The 16,511-nt window shown below is 70.7% G+C and carries 16 protein-coding genes; 8 read left to right on the top strand and 8 right to left on the bottom strand.

Going from position 1 to position 16,511, the window contains the following annotated elements; genetic code table 11:
* Window positions 1-6: 6 nt before the first annotated feature.
* Window positions 7-825 carry an SAM-dependent methyltransferase gene (locus ABFX55_RS19135; RefSeq protein ID WP_346122829.1) on the top strand — a complete coding sequence of 273 codons (819 nt, stop codon included), beginning with the start codon at window positions 7-9 and terminating at the stop codon, window positions 823-825.
* A 196-nt stretch (window positions 826-1,021) separates the two neighbouring features.
* The gene (locus tag ABFX55_RS19130) at window positions 1,022-1,996 is read left to right on the top strand and encodes an acetylxylan esterase (RefSeq protein ID WP_346122827.1); all 975 of its coding nucleotides are present in this window, start codon (window positions 1,022-1,024) and stop codon (window positions 1,994-1,996) included.
* 196 nt (window positions 1,997-2,192) lie between these two features.
* On the opposite strand, the gene ABFX55_RS19125 is transcribed toward ABFX55_RS19130, so the two are convergent.
* Window positions 2,193-2,810, bottom strand: coding sequence for a bifunctional 4-hydroxy-2-oxoglutarate aldolase/2-dehydro-3-deoxy-phosphogluconate aldolase (locus tag ABFX55_RS19125; protein ID WP_346122825.1), 618 nt, complete (start codon window positions 2,808-2,810; stop codon window positions 2,193-2,195).
* 124 nt (window positions 2,811-2,934) lie between these two features.
* On the opposite strand from ABFX55_RS19125, the gene ABFX55_RS19120 reads away from it, so the two are divergent.
* Window positions 2,935-3,900: a sugar kinase gene (locus tag ABFX55_RS19120; protein ID WP_346122823.1), complete on the top strand. Its 966-nt coding sequence runs from the start codon at window positions 2,935-2,937 to the stop codon at window positions 3,898-3,900.
* 292 nt (window positions 3,901-4,192) lie between these two features.
* Here ABFX55_RS19120 and ABFX55_RS19115 read toward each other — a convergent pair whose 3' ends face one another.
* The 6 genes from ABFX55_RS19115 to ABFX55_RS19090 all read right to left on the bottom strand — a co-directional run bounded on the left by ABFX55_RS19115 (window position 4,193) and on the right by ABFX55_RS19090 (window position 10,252).
* Window positions 4,193-4,468, bottom strand: a complete 276-nt coding sequence (locus ABFX55_RS19115) for a HesB/IscA family protein (protein WP_346122821.1) — start codon at window positions 4,466-4,468, stop codon at window positions 4,193-4,195.
* A gap of 270 nt (window positions 4,469-4,738) precedes the next feature.
* The gene (locus ABFX55_RS19110) at window positions 4,739-5,788 is read right to left on the bottom strand and encodes an LLM class flavin-dependent oxidoreductase (protein ID WP_346122819.1); all 1,050 of its coding nucleotides are present in this window, start codon (window positions 5,786-5,788) and stop codon (window positions 4,739-4,741) included.
* The gene (locus ABFX55_RS19105; protein WP_346122817.1) at window positions 5,785-7,239 is read right to left on the bottom strand and encodes an APC family permease; all 1,455 of its coding nucleotides are present in this window, start codon (window positions 7,237-7,239) and stop codon (window positions 5,785-5,787) included. The genes ABFX55_RS19110 and ABFX55_RS19105 overlap by 4 nt, the downstream gene beginning before the upstream one ends.
* A complete protein-coding gene (locus ABFX55_RS19100) occupies window positions 7,223-7,477 on the bottom strand; it encodes a hypothetical protein (protein ID WP_312895397.1) in 255 nt (84 codons plus the stop codon). Before ABFX55_RS19100 ends, ABFX55_RS19105 begins: the two co-directional genes overlap by 17 nt.
* Before the next feature lie 85 nt (window positions 7,478-7,562).
* Window positions 7,563-9,071 carry an FAD-binding oxidoreductase gene (locus tag ABFX55_RS19095; RefSeq protein WP_346122815.1) on the bottom strand — a complete coding sequence of 503 codons (1,509 nt, stop codon included), beginning with the start codon at window positions 9,069-9,071 and terminating at the stop codon, window positions 7,563-7,565.
* Window positions 9,068-10,252 (bottom strand): (Fe-S)-binding protein, encoded by a 1,185-nt coding sequence (locus ABFX55_RS19090; protein ID WP_346122814.1) that lies wholly within the window; start codon window positions 10,250-10,252, stop codon window positions 9,068-9,070. Before ABFX55_RS19090 ends, ABFX55_RS19095 begins: the two co-directional genes overlap by 4 nt.
* A 73-nt stretch (window positions 10,253-10,325) precedes the next feature.
* Here ABFX55_RS19090 and ABFX55_RS19085 point away from each other — a divergent pair, with 73 nt between their 5' ends.
* From ABFX55_RS19085 to zwf, 5 genes are all read left to right on the top strand, one after another.
* Complete coding sequence (locus tag ABFX55_RS19085) at window positions 10,326-11,081, top strand: FCD domain-containing protein (protein WP_183645004.1); 756 nt, start codon at window positions 10,326-10,328, stop codon at window positions 11,079-11,081.
* Window positions 11,078-11,797 carry a PDC sensor domain-containing protein gene (locus ABFX55_RS19080; RefSeq protein WP_346122812.1) on the top strand — a complete coding sequence of 240 codons (720 nt, stop codon included), beginning with the start codon at window positions 11,078-11,080 and terminating at the stop codon, window positions 11,795-11,797. The genes ABFX55_RS19085 and ABFX55_RS19080 overlap by 4 nt, the downstream gene beginning before the upstream one ends.
* 24 nt (window positions 11,798-11,821) lie before the next feature.
* Window positions 11,822-12,778, top strand: a complete 957-nt coding sequence (locus ABFX55_RS19075) for an acetylxylan esterase (RefSeq protein WP_346122811.1) — start codon at window positions 11,822-11,824, stop codon at window positions 12,776-12,778.
* A gap of 69 nt (window positions 12,779-12,847) precedes the next feature.
* Window positions 12,848-14,473: a glucose-6-phosphate isomerase gene (pgi, locus tag ABFX55_RS19070; protein ID WP_379478959.1), complete on the top strand. Its 1,626-nt coding sequence runs from the start codon at window positions 12,848-12,850 to the stop codon at window positions 14,471-14,473.
* Between the two features lie 3 nt (window positions 14,474-14,476).
* Window positions 14,477-15,811: a glucose-6-phosphate dehydrogenase gene (gene zwf, locus ABFX55_RS19065; protein ID WP_346122809.1), complete on the top strand. Its 1,335-nt coding sequence runs from the start codon at window positions 14,477-14,479 to the stop codon at window positions 15,809-15,811.
* A gap of 12 nt (window positions 15,812-15,823) precedes the next feature.
* On the opposite strand, the gene ABFX55_RS19060 is transcribed toward zwf, so the two are convergent.
* On the bottom strand, window positions 15,824-16,510 hold the full coding sequence (locus ABFX55_RS19060) for a phosphotransferase (RefSeq protein WP_346122808.1): 687 nt from the start codon (window positions 16,508-16,510) through the stop codon (window positions 15,824-15,826).
* Window position 16,511 lies beyond the last annotated feature (1 nt).

Below are 16,511 nucleotides of genomic sequence, written 5' to 3'. Positions count from 1 at the left end.
ACACTCTTGAGCGAGCTGGAGCGGGTTCCTCCAGGTGTTGATCCCAAGGTGCCGAGTTCCGCTCGGGTGTACGACTACCTCCTCGGCGGCAAGGACCACCTCGCCGTCGACAGGGCCGTCGCCGACCGGCTTCTTTCCGTCGCCCCCGACACCAGGCTGGTCGCCAGGGCCAACAGAGCTTTCACGGTCAGGGCGGTGCGCCATCTGGCCGAGCAGGGTGTGCGGCAGTTCATCGACCTGGGCACCGGTATCCCGACCTCTCCGAGCGTTCATGAGATCGCCCGCCAGGTGAGCCCCGCGTGCCGGGTGATCTACGTGGACTACGACCCCGTGGTGCGGATGCACGCCGACGTGCTGCTGGCCAGGACACCTGGCGTGGCGAGCATCCAGGCCGACGTGCGCAAGCCTCACGATGTGCTGAACGATCCGCACGTCACCGGTCTCATCGACTTCGACCAGCCGGTCGGCGTGCTGATGGTGGCGGTGCTGCACTTCATCCTGGACAGCGAGGACCCCGCGGGGATCGTGGCGAGCTTCAGGGAGCGGATGTCGCCGGGCAGCCATCTGGTGCTGTCGCACACGATGGCCGAGAGCGCGCCCGAGGCGATCGCGCAGCTCACCATGGCCACGGCGAACTCGCCTGCCCAGGCCACCTTCCGGACGCGGGAGCAGGTGGAAAGGCTGTTCGAGGGCTTCGACCTGATCGGGCCAGGACTCGTGCCCGTCCAGGAGTGGCGCCTCGGCGACGAGGACGAAGCGCAGGTGCCGCTGCTGGACGAGGCGCCCAAGCTGCGCGTCGACGGCGCCGTGGGCCGGGTTCTCTGACTCCATCGCGGGGCGGCGGGCGAGGAGGACCGGATGGCGGCATATGCGTAGGTCTTCGTCTCCGGGGCGCAGTTCCTGACCTCGGGGTAGCGCTTCGCCTGTCTCGTACGGCGGGATCCTGGAGGGGAGGGATAGCGCTTTCACGGGTGGATGGGGTGAAATGTCAGAGCCCGTCATATGACCTTTGGGAGACCCTGTGCCCCTGTTCGACCTCCCCCTCGACCAGCTTCGTGCATACCGCCCCGAGAGGGACGAGCCCGCCGACTTCGACGCCTTCTGGAGCCGCACCCTGGCCGAGGCCGCCGAGCACGACCTCGCTCCTGTCTTCACGCCGCACGACATCCCGCTGGCCACCGTGGACGTCTATGACACCTCCTTCGCGGGATGGGGCGGCCACCGGATCAACGGCTGGCTGCTCGTGCCACGTGCGGCCGAGGGCCCCGTGCCGTGCGTGGTGCAGTACATCGGCTACTCGGGCGGCAGGGGCTTCGTCCACGATCACCTGGTCTGGCCGTCGGCGGGCCTGGCGGTGCTGGTCGTCGACACGCGCGGGCAGGGAGGGCACAGCCTCCACAGCCCCGGCGCCACCGCCGACCCGCACGGCGGCGCCTCCCCGCAGGCGCCGGGCATGATGACCAGGGGCATTCTCGACCCCGACGACTACTACTACCGCCGGGTCTTCACCGACGCGGTGAGGGCCGTGGAGGTCGCAGCAGGGCACCCCGCCATCGACGGCGACAGGATCGTGGTCTCGGGCGGCAGCCAGGGCGGCGGCATCGCCCAGGCGGTGGCGGCGCTGCGTCCCTCGGTGAAGGGCGCGCTGATCGACGTGCCGTTCCTCACCCACTTCCGCAGGGCGGTCGAGATCACCGGACGCGACCCCTACCAGGAGATCGTCCGCTTCCTCGCCAGCCAGCGGCCCAGCGCGGAGGCCGTCTTCCGCACGCTGTCGTACTTCGACGGGCTGAACTTCGCCGCCAGAGGGCAGACGTCCGCGCTGTACTCGGTGGCGTTGATGGACGACGTGTGCCCGCCCTCGACGGTGTTCGCCGCCTACAACCACTGGCAGGGGCCGAAGGAGATCACCGTCTGGCCGTGGAACAACCACGAGGGCGGCGGCGGCTTCCAGCGTGAGGAGCAGCTGCGTTACGTCAACAAGTTGTTCGGCTAGGAATCGTCAGGCCGGTATGGCCCGTCGTACCGGCCGCCTTCCGGGCGTAGATCTTGCACCTGGGGGTAGCGAACGGCCTTTCGGACCGCGCAGCTTCCACGGGCGCCGCTTTCAGGTGCAGATCTTCCACGGGCGGCTGCGAGTGGGCGTCTTGCGGGGGCAGGGCTTCGGTGGTGGTGACGGGGGCGTCGCCTCGTCACTTGAGTGAGTCCAGCAGGGCCCGCACGCGGGGTTCGGTGTCCTCGGGCTCGCCCCTGGTCAGCTCGCCGCCCATGCCCACGGCCACCGCCCCCGCCGCGATCCACTCGGGCGCGGTGGCGGCCGTGACCCCGCCCGTGGGGACGACCGGGGCATGGGGCAGGGCCTGCAGCAGGTCGCGCAGCGCCCTGGGTGAGCTCTGAGAGGCGGGGAACAGCTTCACGAGGTCGGCTCCTGCCTCCAGCGCGGCGACGATCTCGGTCGGGGTCGCGGCGCCCGCCACCACGGGGACTCCGTGGCGGCTGCCCGCGCGGATCACCTCGGTGCTGAGAGTGGGACACACCAGGAAACGCGCCCCCGCCTCGATGGCCAGCACCGCCTGGTGGGCGTCGATCACCGTGCCCGCCCCGATCAGGGCGCCGCTCTCCCGGGAGGAGAGCGTACGGATCGCGCCCAGCGCGCAGGGCGTCGAGAGGGAGACCTCGATGGCCCCGAGCCCGGCGGAGGCGAGCCGCTCGCCATACGAGATGGCCATGTCGGCCGACGGCGCGCGGATGATGCCGATCACCCGGTCGGCCACCACGCGCTCCGCCAGCCGCCATCTGAACTCCCGCACCGGGCCACCTCCGTGGGATTTGATTGCTCTATATGGGATGCTTTCGCACATATTGCAAGACTGTCAATTGGAAACGCAGGCGGTATCGTCGCCGATCAAGTCAGCGCGAACTAAGGAGAACCTGGTGATTCGTCCGGACGTGGTCGGGGTCGGCGAGGCGATGGTGCTGCTCCAGCCCGCCCAAGGTGAGGACCTGGCGACCGCCGAGCGGATGGGCGTGCACGTCGGCGGCGCCGAGCTGAACGTGTGCGCGGCCGTCGCCAGGCTCGGCGGCACCGCCTGGTTCGCCTCCCGCGTGGGCGCCGACCCGTTCGGCGAGCGGGTGCTGAACGCCGCGCGCGCTCTCGGCGTCGGCACCTCCCTGGTCGGCCGCGACGCCGGACGTCCGACGGGCGTGTTCTTCAAGGAGGTACGGCCGGACGGGGCCAGGCGCGTCCACTACTACAGGAGCGGTTCGGCGGCGGCGGGAATGGACGAGGGTGACGCGGCCGCCATCCTGGCCACCCGCCCCCGAGCGATCGTGGTCAGCGGCATCACGATCGCGCTGGGTGAGGGGCCCGAGCGGCTGGTGCGGGCGCTGGCGGAGGGGGCGCGCGAGGCGGGGGCGATGCTGGTCGTCGACCCGAACCTCCGCCCGGCTCTCGGTCACCAGGACCGGGTGCTGGAGACGGTCCGCGAGCTGCTGCCGCTGACCGATCTGCTGGTTCTCGGACAGGACGAGGCCGAACCCCTCTTCGGCACCACCGACCCTGCCGCCGTCTTCGCCGCCGCCCGGGCCGGCGGAACCGGGTCTGGGGCGGGGGCCGGGCAGGAGATCGAGGTGGTGGTGAAGGCGGGGGCCGACGGGGTCCACTGCCGGGGCGAGGACGGAGCGCCCGTCCACCTGCCGAGTGCCGCGCGGGTGGTGCGCGACCCCGTCGGCGCGGGCGACGCGCTGCTGGGCGGCTATCTGGCCGCTCGACTCGCCGGAGCGGGTCCGGAGCGCGCCGCGTGGGTGGGAAGCGAGCTGGCGGGCCGCATCGTCGAGGTGTACGGCGACGTCGAGGGCCTGCCCTCGCCCGCCGAGGCCGCCGCCCTCCTCCACCGCTAGCCCACCCGATCGTCTCGCCGCCAGCCATCCCGTCGCCCGCCGTCTACGGCACCAGATATCCAGGGCTGCATCGGTGAGCGGCAGATGTCCGGAGCGTCAGCGGTCCAGGGCGGCAGGTGTCCAAAGCGTCAGCGGGTCTGGGCGGCAGCGGGTCAGGTTGATGGTCGGTGGGCGACGCCGTCCCGCGTAGGGGTCGGCGCGGGGTGGATCATCGGCTCGATGCCAGGAACGAGCCGGGAGCGCAGGGAAAGAGTGCCTCTCCCGTGGAGGAGGGCACTCTTTCACAGGCGCGTCAGTCGGTGACGTGGAAGGCGACACCACCCTGCCCATCCGTGTCTGCGTCGAGAGACTTGTCGTCCAGCACGCTGGCCGCCACGGGGTCGAGGTAGACCCTCGCTCCCTCGGCCTCCACCACCGCGTCGGTCGGCTCCGGCGCCGTGGCCATGCTGAGCACCAGGGCTCCCTGGTCGTCCCCCTGCGAGGAGATGCGGATGCCGGCGGCCTCCACATCCTGCTGGGCGGTCAGGTCCTTGATGACCTGAGCTGCATTGGGTGTCAAGGTGAGCACGACGGCTCCTCCTCGTTCTCGGTTGCGGGATCCGGAGTCCTTGCCCCCTCAGCGCGGCCCTACACAGATGGCCAGCCGATTTCGTCGAGGTAGGCGCTGTAAGCCCCGCCACAGAAGCCGTTCGAGCCCCACACATTGGTCCACTCCCACTCGCCCGGCAGGGACCCTCTGTGGCCTGGCCGAAGCCCCGGATCGTCCACGTGCTCGTACCGCAGAGCGGGCTCGGAACGCACCCACACGGCGGCGGGCTTCAAGCCGGACTGTGCTTGTTCAGGTGAACGACGGCATGATGCGGTCGTGGATGAGCTGGAGCTGGGTCTCCACCGAGGAGACCTCCGGCAGGTCGCGTCCCATGAACTGCTTGACCAGCGTCGCGTCCGTCACCGCCAGGATCATGTGGTTGACTCCCGAAGGCTCGATCTCCCTCTTGATCTTCTCCACGCACTCCTCGGGCGTGCCCGCGATCGACAGGCGGTCGCCCAGCTCGGGCGTGGTCAGTTCGATCGCCCGCGCCAGATCGCCCGCCCCCAGCGCGTCGACGATCGGCTTCATCGCGCTCGGGTCCACCCCGTTGCGCTCCAGCTGCTCGTCCGGCATCGAGGAGGCGTACAGGCCGACCATGCTGCGGGCGGCCTCCTTCGCCACCGCCGAGTCGGGCCCGGTGGCGAAGACGACCCAGGCACCGATGTCCATCGACGACCAGTCCTTGCCCGCCTTCTCCGCCCCCGCCCTGAACTCCGTGACCAGGTAGTCGTAGGCCTCGCGGGTGTAGCTGAGCGCGTGGTGCACGCCGTCCGACAGCTCACCGGCCGCGCGGAAGGAGCGGGGACCGCGCATGGCGCCGAGCTTCACAGGGACGTGCTCCTGCACCGGCCTGGCGAAGGTGAACAGGCCGTTGTACCTGAAGAACTCGCCCTCGAAGGTGATCGCGCCCTCGTCCAGGAGCGTGCGGACGACGTGCGCGGCCTCCTTCACGCGCGACAGCGGCCTGGTGACCGTCCAGTCGATGCCGTACTGGGCCAGCAACCCGAAGTTGCCGCTGGACAGGACCACCTCGGCGCGTCCTCCGCTGAGCTCGTCGAGGGTGGCGGCGGCCTGCGCGATCAGCGTGGGCTCGCGCAGCACGACGGAGGAGACGCTCGGGCCGAACCTGATCCTGCTGGTCTGCTGCGAGGCCGCGGCGAACAGCAGCCACAGGTCCTTGTGCCAGGTCTCGTCCGCCGCGTAGCAGGCGTGGAAGCCGAGCTCGTCGGCCAGCCTGATCGCCGACAGAGAGTCCTGCAGCGGATAGTCCGGCAGCATCACGTAACTGAACTTCATCGCTCCTCCTGGATGGCGTCGCCCGCGGGGGCCACGCCGTGTTCGTGGGGCCTGGCGGCGAACAGGTACAGCGCTCCCACGCCCACGACGACCAGGCCGGACAGCGCCACCAGCCAGTTGTCGTACCAGGGAGCGTCGGGGGTCCTCGGCCAGATCATGTTCACGATGGCCAGCACGCCGTACACCAGCGCTCCGACGTTGACCGCCAGGCCCGCGGCGCCCAGCGTGAAGGGCCCCGAGGGGCGCCAGCCGCGCAGCCGCGCGCGCAGCGCGGCCAGCACGACCATCTGGAAGCCGAGGTAGATGCCGAGCGTCGCGAACGAGATGATCTTTACGAGGGCGTCCTCCGAGACGATGGAGCCCATGACCACGAGCGCGGGCACGACCGCGGCCACCAGCAGCGCGTACGGCGGGACGTGCCGTACGGCCGAGAACCTGCTCAGCGGCCCGCTGCCGACGATCATGCCGTCGCGCGCGTAGGAGTAGAGCAGCCGGCTGGCGGCCGCCTGCAGGCTCAGCGCGCACGACAGGAACGACAGCAGCACCACCCCGAGCACCACCCGCAGCCCGGTGGGCCCGAAGGCGGTGGTGAGCACCTCGGAGACGGGGTCGGCGCTCGCTCCGGAGATCACCGCGCCGAAGTCAGGTACGGCCAGCAGCAGGGCCAGGCAGACGAACGTCGCAGCCGCCCCGCCCACATAGATCGTCATGCGCATGGCCTTCGGGATGCGCCGCGTCGGGTCGGGCACCTCCTCGGCGACGTCCCCGCAGGCCTCGAAGCCGTAGTACTGAAATATCCCGATCAGTCCGGCGGCTAGGAAGGCGGCGAAGTAGCCCGACTCCGAGCCCGCCCCGAACGAGTCGAACAGCACGCCGAGCCCGTGACGGCGCTGGGTCAGCAGCAGCCAGCCGCCCACGGCCAGCGCCCCCACCAGCTCGGCGGTGAACCCGATGATCGCCGCCATCGCCAGCACCCTGGTCCCCGCCAGGTTGACGGCCACCGCGACCGCCAGGATGACCAGCGCGCACATGATCGTGTTGGTCGTGCTCACCTCGATGCCGAGGAAGGCCGACAGGTAGGGGCCGGCGCCGTACGCGACGCTGGCGATGGTCACCAGCAGCGCGACGAGGTAGACCCAGCCCGTCATCCACGCCCACCTGCGCCCCCACAGGCGCCGCGCCCACGGGTAGATGCCGCCGGTCAGCGGGTACTGCGAGACGATCTCCCCGAACACCAGCGCCACCAGGAACTGGCCGGCGCCGACGATCAGCAGGCTCCAGATCATCGGCGGCCCGCCGGTGGCCAGCGAGACCGCGAACAGCGTGTAGATCCCGACGACGGGGGACAGGTAGGTGAAGCCGAGCGAGAAGTTCGCCCACAGGCTCATGTCCCTGCGGAACTCGGAGGTGTAGCCGAGGTCGGCCAGCCTGCCGTCATCGGTCGAGGTCATCGAGCAACTCCTCGCCGGAGACCACCTTGTCGGCGAAGTGGGCGTGCATCCAGGCCAGGTGGCCGGCGCGGGAGCGGACCAGGCGCAGAGTGTCCCAGTTGGGGAAGGTCTGCTGGGTCACGTGCTCGGTCATGAGCGCGGGATCCACCTCGTAGACGTGCTCGAAGCGGGTCACCGCCACCTCGGAGGCGCGCTCGGGGGGCGGCGGGGTCATCTCGTCCCTGTAGCGGTAGCTCACGACTCCTCCTCGTCTGACGGCTCGTCGATCGCTGCGGTTTCGGCACGGTACGGCGGAGGGACCTCGGCAGGCCCGGGCGAGGGGGTCATGGGCTGCCGTCCTGGTCGGGGTAGGCGCGGTCGAGGAGGTACTTGCCGGGGTTCATGATGTTGTGCGGGTCCAGCGCCCGTTTGATCGCGAGCATCACGTCGAACCCGCCGCCCAGTTCCTCGGGGACCAGGTCCACCTCGCCCTCGCGGCACGAGCCGTGGCAGGCGCTGATCGAGCCGCCGTGGGCCAGCGCCACCGCCGCCAGGTCGCGCTTGGCCGACACCCACGCCGCCCAGGCGGCGTCGTCGAGGCGCTGCTCCCAGATGCCGATGTCGATCTCGGTCAGGTAGTCCACGCCCGTGGCGCCGTTGGTGTAGGCGAACATCCCCCAGTCGTCGAAGACGTCGGAGGCGCGCCGCAGCCGGTCGGCGATCTCGTGCCAGGCCAGCCGTACGGCCGGCAGGTTCGTGTAGTTGATCGAGGCGTCCTCGCAGTGCCAGCTCATCGGCACGACCTGGCCCGAGCGGGTACGTCCGTGCAGCGGGGTGGCGTAGCGGTCGTGGCGGGCGGCCCAGTCGCCCTGCGAGATCTCGTCGCCGAGGTAGCGCGCCCCCATCGAGCGGGCGATGCGCATCAGGCGGGCGCCGCCCGCGCGCACCTCGTCCTCGTAGCCGTACAGCGCCGCGCAGACCAGGGCCTTCACCGAGGCGGGCTGCGGGATGTAGGCCTCGTCGTCGCGCCGCAGGTAGGCGACCTTCCACTCGTCGAACAGCACCGCGCCGGCGAACGTCGCCACGCCCGCCCTGGCCAGCTGCCCCACGGTCCGGTAGGCGGTGTCGTAGTCGTCGAAGGCCCAGAACGGCGAGAACTCCGCCTCGGGCTTGGGGAAGAGCTTCAGCGTGGCCTCGGTGGCGATGCCGAGCGTGCCCTGGTGGCCCATGAACAGGTGCTTCAGCTGGTAGCCGCTCGAGGATTTGGTGATCTTCCTGCCGATGCCGTCGCCGACGTGGATGACCCGCCCCGTGGGCAGCACGTGGTCGAAGCTCAGCACCAGGTCGCGGGTGTGGCCGTAGCGCGAGCCGATCAGCGACCAGCCACTGGTGCCGATGCGGCCGCCGACGAGTGAGCACGGATACGACGCGGGGTCGTCTGGATAGAGCAGGCCGTGTCGTGAAAGGACCTCGTTCAGCTTCAGCGCGTTGATCCCGGTGCCAACCGTACAGGTCCTGTTGTCTAGATCGATCTCCTTGATCTGGTTGAGTCGTTTCACATCCACGACGATGCCGCCGCGCAGCGGCACCGCGCCGTCGGTGAGGCCCGTCCCGCCGTCACGCGGCACGACAGGGATGCGGTGGGCGTGCGCGAGCCTCAGCACCTCGGCGACCTCGCCGGTCGAGCCGGGCATGACGATCAGGTCGGGCATCCGCTCGGCCCAGCGGTGCACGGGGAAGGGCGCGGGCACTCGCGTCCTGTTGAGGCGGTCGGCCTTGCCGGTGAGCACGTGGTCGTGGCCGAGGATCCGCCGCAGCTCCTCCAGCACAGGATCGCCGAGCGTGACGGTCACGGCGCCACCCCCAGCGACTCGGCGAGCAGCTCGTGCAGGTCCACGACGCCGATCGAGCGGGCCTCGCCCGCCGCCGTCAGCGGGCGCTCGGCCCACGGGCAGGCGGTGACGAGGGTGTCCACGCCCAGCTCGGCGGCCTTGCCCACGCGCATCTCGCTGATCTTCGCGGTCAGCTCGGGCTTCTCCACCGCGAGCCCGCCGCCCGCGCCCGAGCAGTACGACCACTGGCTGACCCTGTCGACGTCGTGGAAGGTCAGGCCGGGGATCGCCCGCAGGATCTCGCGCGGCTCCTGCCAGATCCCCTTGCGCTTGTTGAGCCTGCAGGGGTCGTGGTAGGTGACCGTCCGCTCGACCGGCACGTGCGGGGCCAGCCGTCCCTCCCTGATCAGCGCCGCCAGCAGCTCCACCACCAGCACCACCTCGATGTCGAAGGCCTCGCCGAAGTACTTCGGATAGTCCTCGGTGAAGGTGATGTAGTCGTGCGGGTCGAGCACGAGCACCCGCCGCACCCCCGAGGCGCGCCAGTCGGCCAGGTTGTGCTCGGCGAAGCGCCGCGCCTGGTCCTCGTAGCCCATCTCGGCGGCGGGCCCTCCGCAGCACCACTGCTCGTTCATCAGCCCGAACTCGTATCCGGCCAGTCCCAGCACGCGCGCCACCGACCTCGGCACCGACGGGCGGTAGAAGGCGGCTTCGCAGTCGACGAACAGGATCGTCTCGCCGCCCACCGTCAGGTCGAGGCCCTGCGCCCAGTCGCGCACCCGCTCCTGCGAGACCCCGTCGGCCACGGGCTCGTGCGTCCGCTCGGCCGTCAGCCCGTTCCAGCGCTGCCAGGCCGGCTGGTGCACGCCCTGCCGTACGGCCAGCGAGCGCACGCCCTTGACCAGGTCGACCGTCCTGGTGCGGAAGCGGTAGAAGTCGCCGGTGAACAGGGAGTTCGGGCAGCGCAGCTCGCAGGCCCCGCACCCGGTGCAGTTGACGTAGTCGGCCGCGACGTCCGACACCTCGAGCGAGCCCTGCTCCATCGCCACCACGTTGGCGTGGAAGGCGGTGGGGCTCCACGACTCGTTCCGCGTGACCTGCATGACGGGGCAGACCTCGCGGCAGAACTTGTGGCCTGAGGAGAAACAGTTGTAGGCGGCGTCACGCCACTCCTCGGCGAACCTCTTCTCGGGATCGGGCACTGGAGGCCTCCCTCAGATCGGGTTGCAATTAAAACTATGAGTTCATATTTCAAAAGGCAATAAGCTGTCTGCTGTGCATCAGCTCCCCGGCGCCGCTGTCTTCGCCCCCGTCGACGACGGCTCGGGCAGGGTCGAGGTCGTGGTCCGGCGCCTGGCCGAGGCGATCGCGCTCGGCCTCGTCGCCGACGGCGACCAGCTGCCCGCCGAGCTCGAGCTGGCCGCCTCCCTCAACGTCTCCACCGTCACCCTGCGGGCCGCGCTCGCCGCGTTGCGCGAACGCGGCCTGGTCGAGACCAGGCGGGGCAGGGGCGGCGGCACGTTCGTGCGCGGTCCCGCCGACCCCTCCACGGCCAGGCTGCGCACCAGGCTGCGCGAGCTGAGTACCTCCGAGCTGCGCGAGATCGGCGACTACCGCGCCGCCATCGCCGGCACGGCCGCCCGCCTCGCCGCCCTGCGCGCCTCGGCCGACCAGGTCGCCAGGCTCCACCACGTCGTCGACCGTCTCGAAGCGGCCGGCACCGTCGGCGAGCGCCGTCGCGCCGACGGCCGCTTCCACATCGAGGTCGCCGCCGCCGCCCAGTCCGTCAGGCTGACCCGCGCGGAGATCGACATCCAGTCCGAGGTGGGCGAGCTGCTCTGGCTGCCTTACGGCGAGGCCGTCGACCCCGGCGAGGTCGTGCGCAGCCACCGCCAGGTCATCGAGGCCATTACCGCCAGGCAGGCCGACCGTGCGCGAACCTTGACAGAGGAGCACCTCGACAGGGGCACGGAGCGTCTGATGGAGTTCCATTGGCGACTTGTCACCCAGGGCCGACGGGAGTGGCGATGAGCGATCCACATGTTGCCCACGTGGCCGAGCGGGTTCACGCGATCGTCGAGGACGTCTTCCGCGCGCTGGAGGAGATCCGGGTGGGCATGGAGGAGTGCTACCGCTCCTCACCCTCCTTCAGCTCCGCGGACCTGGCCGGGGTCCGGCCACAGATCTTCGGCTGCCTGCGCCGCCTGCGCGGCGTGGCGGCTGGCACCGGTGTGATCGTCGCGCCCGGAGTGCTGGCGGACCGGCCGCGCTGGCTCGACTGGTGGCAGGCCCCTCCGGAGGACGACCCGGTCTTCCTCGACGTCGACCTCGACCCCGACAGCCTCGACTTCTACGACTACACCGCCGCCGAGTGGTTCGCCGTGCCGCAGCGCACCCGCTGCCGCCACGTGGTCGGGCCCTATGTCGACTACGGCGGCACCGACACCTACGTGCTCACCTTCACCGCCCCCGCCCAGGTGGACGGGCGCTTCCTCGGCGTGGTCGGCGCCGACGTGCGGGCGGCCAGGTTCGAGGCGCTGCTGCTGGGTGTGCTGGCCGCGTGCCCGACGCAGGTGACGCTGGTCAACGCCGAGGGCAGGGTGGTGGCGGCCAACTCCCCGCGACTGCCGGCGGGCGCGCTGCTGCCGGAGGGCGAGGCGCAGGCGCGAGCGGTCACCGCGCGGCTGCCTGACCCGCCGTGGCGCATCGTTTCCTCATCGAGGGAGAGGGCCGTTAAGCTGGGCTGACGATCTTGCACAAAGGGGCTGGCCTTGATACCGCGGCACGACTTCGCCTTCGACCCGACCTATGGTTACGACCTCGACGCGCTGCTGGCCGTACCCGCGCCCGAAGCACCGGTGGACTTCGAGCGGTTCTGGCGGGAGACGCACGCGCGAGCGAGCGCGGTCAGCGTCGCGCCCAAGCTCGGCCCGGTGGAGTGGGAGGCCGACGGCCTGCGCTTCCACGGCGTGAGCTTCACCTCGGCCGACGGGTTCAGGATCGGCGGCTGGCTGAGCCTGCCGATCGACGGCGAGATCACCAGGGCCCGCGTGGTCGCGCACGGCTACGGCGGCAGGGACAGGCCCGAGGTGCGGGTCGGCATCCCCGGCACGGCGACGATCTGGCCGTGCGCGCGCGGCCTGCCCACCCGCAGCCTCCACCCCGACCTGCCCTCCGACGCGCAGGAGCACGTCCTGTACGGCATCGGCTCGCGTGAGACCTACATCCACCGCGGCTGCGTCGCCGACATGTGGTGCGCGGCGACCGCGCTGGGCGAGCTCGTGCCCGAGACGGCCGACGTCAGGCTCGACTACATCGGCTCCAGCTTCGGCGGCGGCATCGGCCCGTTCGTGCTCGCCTTCGACGACAGGTTCGCCAGCGGCGCGCTGGTCGTGCCGAGCTTCGGCAACCACCCGCTGCGGGTCACCCTGCCGTGCACGGGCAGCGGCGAGGCGGTCCGCGATCTTTACGCCAGGCGGCCTGAGGTGCTCGACGTGCTGGCCTACTTCGACTCGGCAACCGCCGCCACGTTCGTGCGCAGGCCCGTGCACGTCGGCGCCGCGCTGTTCGACCCCGCGGTGCCGCCGCCCGGCCAGTTCGCCGTGTACAACGCGCTCGGCGGGCCGAAGGAGCTGTTCGTCATGGAAACCGGACACTTCGCACACCCGGAAGAAGCGGCGCAGGAAGAGGCGTTGACCCAGGCGCAATACGGGTTCATGACCGCTTGATAACCTCCCGCGGTGCGGTGGATCGTTCATCGCGGGTACGTCGTCGGGTTGAGAGTGCGAGGAGGAGACGTGGACATCAGTCGGAGCGGCGAGTGGGCGGCGCTGGAGGCCAACCACGAGGCGGTGGCGGGAAAGCACCTGCGTGAGCTGTTCGCCGAGGACCCCGGCAGGGCCGAGCGGATGAGCCTCACCGCCGGTGACCTCTACCTCGACTACTCCAAGCACCGTGCCACCGCCGAGACGATGGAGCTGCTGCTCGCGCTCGCGGAGAAGGCGGGTCTGCGGGAGCGGATCGAGGCCATGTTCTCCGGTGAGCACATCAACGTGAGCGAGGACCGCGCCGTCCTGCACGTGGCGCTGCGCATGCCCGCCGACGCCAAGCTGGTCGTGGACGGTCAGGACGTCGTCGCCGACGTGCACGCCGTGCTGGACAAGATGAGCGACTTCAGCGGCAGGGTGCGCTCGGGCGAGTGGAGGGGCCAGACGGGCCAGGCCATCAGGACCGTGGTCAACATCGGCATCGGAGGCTCCGACCTCGGGCCCGCCATGGCCTACGAGGCGCTGCGCGACTACGCCGACGCGGGCATCACCGCCAGGTTCGTCTCCAACATCGACCCCGCCGACATCCACGGCGCGCTCAAGGACCTCGACCCCGCCACCACGCTGGTCATCGTCAGCTCCAAGACCTTCACCACGCTCGAGACGCTCACCAACGCCAAGGTGGCGCGCTCGTGGCTGGTCGGGGCGCTCGGCGAGGAGGCCGTGGCCAAGCACTTCGTGGCCGTCTCCACCAACGCCGAGAAGGTCGCCGAGTTCGGCATCGACACGGCCAACATGTTCGGCTTCTGGGACTGGGTCGGCGGCCGCTACTCCTACGACGGCGCCATCGGCCTGTCGCTGATGATCGCCATCGGGCCCGAGCGCTTCCGCGAGATGCTCGACGGCTTCCACACCATCGACGAGCACTTCCGCACCGCGCCCTTCGAGGCCAACATGCCGGTGCTGATGGGGCTGCTCGGCATCTGGTACACCGACTTCTTCGACGCCCAGACCCGCGCGGTCCTGCCGTACAGCCAGCGGCTGCACCGCTTCCCCGCCTATCTGCAGCAGCTGACCATGGAGTCGAACGGCAAGTCCGTCCAGGCGGACGGCACGCCGGTGACCGTGCCGACCGGTGAGATCTTCTGGGGCGAGCCGGGCACCAACGGTCAGCACGCCTTCTACCAGCTGCTGCACCAGGGCACCAGGCTGGTGCCCGCCGACTTCCTCGGCTTCGGCGAGCCCCTCGAGGACGCCGAGGGCATGCACGACCTGCTCACCGCCAACCTGCTCGCGCAGACCTCGGCCCTGGCGTTCGGCAAGACCGCCGAGGAGATCGCAGCCGAGGGCACTGCCGCCGAGGTCGTGCCGCACAAGGTGATGCCGGGCAACAGGCCCACCTCCACCCTCCTTGCTCCCAGGCTGACGCCCTCCACGCTCGGCCAGCTCGTCGCTCTCTACGAGCACATCGTCTTCGTCGAGGGCACGATCTGGGGCGTCGACTCCTTCGACCAGTGGGGCGTCGAGCTCGGCAAGAAGATGGCGATGGACCTGGCGCCCGCGCTCACCTCGGAGGAGCCGCCCGCGCAGGCGCCCGACGCCTCCACCGCCGCGCTGGTGCGCAAGTACAGGGAGATGCGCGGAAGAAAGGTCTGATCCATGGCTCTGGTCCTGTTCGGCGTCACGGGCGATCTGGCGAGGAAGATGCTGCTGCCCGCGCTGAACACGCTCGCGGCGACCGGCAGGCTCGACGTGCCGGTCGTCGGGGTGGCCAGGACCCACCTCGACCTCGAAGGCCTGCGCGCGCTGGGCCGCGAGGCCGTGGGCGCAGAGCTGTCCGACCGGCTCGACCTGCGGCTGGTCACCGGCGACCTGACCGACAGGGACACCTACGCGCGGCTGCGCGAAGAGGTGAAAGACCTCGGCGACCTCACCCACTACCTCGCCGTGCCGCCGAGCCTGTTCGCCACGGTCGCCAGGGGCCTGGCCGAGGCAGGGCTCGACTCCGGCGCGCGGCTGGTGGTGGAGAAGCCGTTCGGGCACGACCTGGAGTCGGCGAGGCGGCTCAACGCCGAGCTGCTCGGCTACTTCGACGAGGAGCACCTGTTCCGCGTCGACCACTTCCTCGGCCTCGAGCCGGTCGAGGACCTGATGGTCTTCCGCTTCGCCAACACGCTGCTGGAACCGATCTGGAACCGCACGTACGTGCACAGCGTGCAGATCACCCTGGCCGAGGACTTCGACGTGTCGGGCAGGGGCGCCTTCTACGACGAGGTCGGCGCGCTGCGCGACGTGGTGCAGAACCACCTGCTGCAGTTGCTGGCGCACGTCGCCATGGACGCCCCGCCCTCGGGCGAGGCCAGGGCGGTGCTCGACGAGAAGTGGCGGGCGCTGCGCGCGGTCCGCACGATCGACCCGGCCGAGGTGGTGCGCGGGCAGTACGAGGGCTACCTCGACATCGAGGGGGTGGCGGAGGGCTCCCGCACGGAGACGTTCGTGGCGATGCGCCTCCACATCGACAACTGGCGGTGGGCGGGCGTGCCGTTCTGCGTCCGCACCGGTAAGGACCTACCGGTGAACGCGCTGGAGGTCGTCGCCGAGCTGCGCAGGCCGCCCGTCGAGTACTTCCGCTCCGCCGGCGGCGGCGAGGCCGCTCCCAACCTGGTCAGGCTCAGGCTCGACCCCGACGCGGGCGTGACGTTCGACCTGCTGGCCAAGGAGCCCGACGTCCTGGACAGGACCAGGCCGGTGCCGGTGTCGGTCGACTTCGCCAAGGTCCTGGGGCCGATGGACGCGGCCTACGAGCAGGTGCTGCAGGACGCGCTCGCGGGCGACCCCCGACATTTCGTCCGGTTCGACCTGGTCGAGGAGTCGTGGCGGATCGTCCAGGACATCCTGGAGTACGACGAGCGGCCCGAGCCGTACAGGAAGGGCGAGTTCGGTCCGCCGAGCGCGGCCCGCATCGCCCCCGGCGGCTGGCACCCGGTCGGCTGACCCGAAGGCTTCCTACAACCGTCCCAGCACCAGCGCCGTCGCCGCGTCGAGCAGGCCCACCTCGCGCCGGCTCAGCCCCGGGTCGCCCGCTCGCCTCTCACGGGCCTGCCGGAGAAAGCCCGCCTTCTCGTCACCGAGATCCACGCTCCCTCCAAGGCCCTTCAGCAACGAGGAGAGCGTCGAGTGGGCGAGCGGCGCAGGGCCGCCGTCGGGGTCGACGGCCACCTGCGCCAGGATCAGGGCCGACATGGCCCAGTCCAGCCCCGGCGCTCCCTCGACGGCGTTGCACCAGTCGATCACCACCGGGCCCTGCGGCGTCAGCACCACGTTGTCCGGGTGCAGGTCGAGATGGAGGACGCGCTGGTCGGCCGCGCGCGAGATCCTGGCCGGGATCCCGTGCAGGCGATGGAGCAGCCGCGCGAGGATCCGCCCGGCCTGTTGCGGCGTCAACGCGCCGCCGGCCAGCGCCTGGAGCATCGTCGGGCCCGAGAGCCGTTGCATCACCAGATCACCGCGCGGCGGCGCGGCAGGGACCGGATGGATCACGGGGACGGGGAAGCCCCTGTCGGCCAGATAGCTCATCAGCGCGGCCTCCTCGGTCGCGTCGTGCCCGTCGCGGTAGCGGCGCAGTACGCGCCCGTCGTCGAGCGCGAACACGTCCGCGCTGCGCCCCGACCCCAGCAGCCGGCCGATCCGCATG

Origin of the sequence: Nonomuraea roseola (assembly GCF_039535395.1) — a bacterium.
GTDB classification, from domain to species: Bacteria; Actinomycetota; Actinomycetes; order Streptosporangiales; family Streptosporangiaceae; genus Nonomuraea; species Nonomuraea roseola.
Note: the sequence above shows the minus strand (reverse complement) of the source record. Positions and strands in the feature narration are given on the sequence as shown.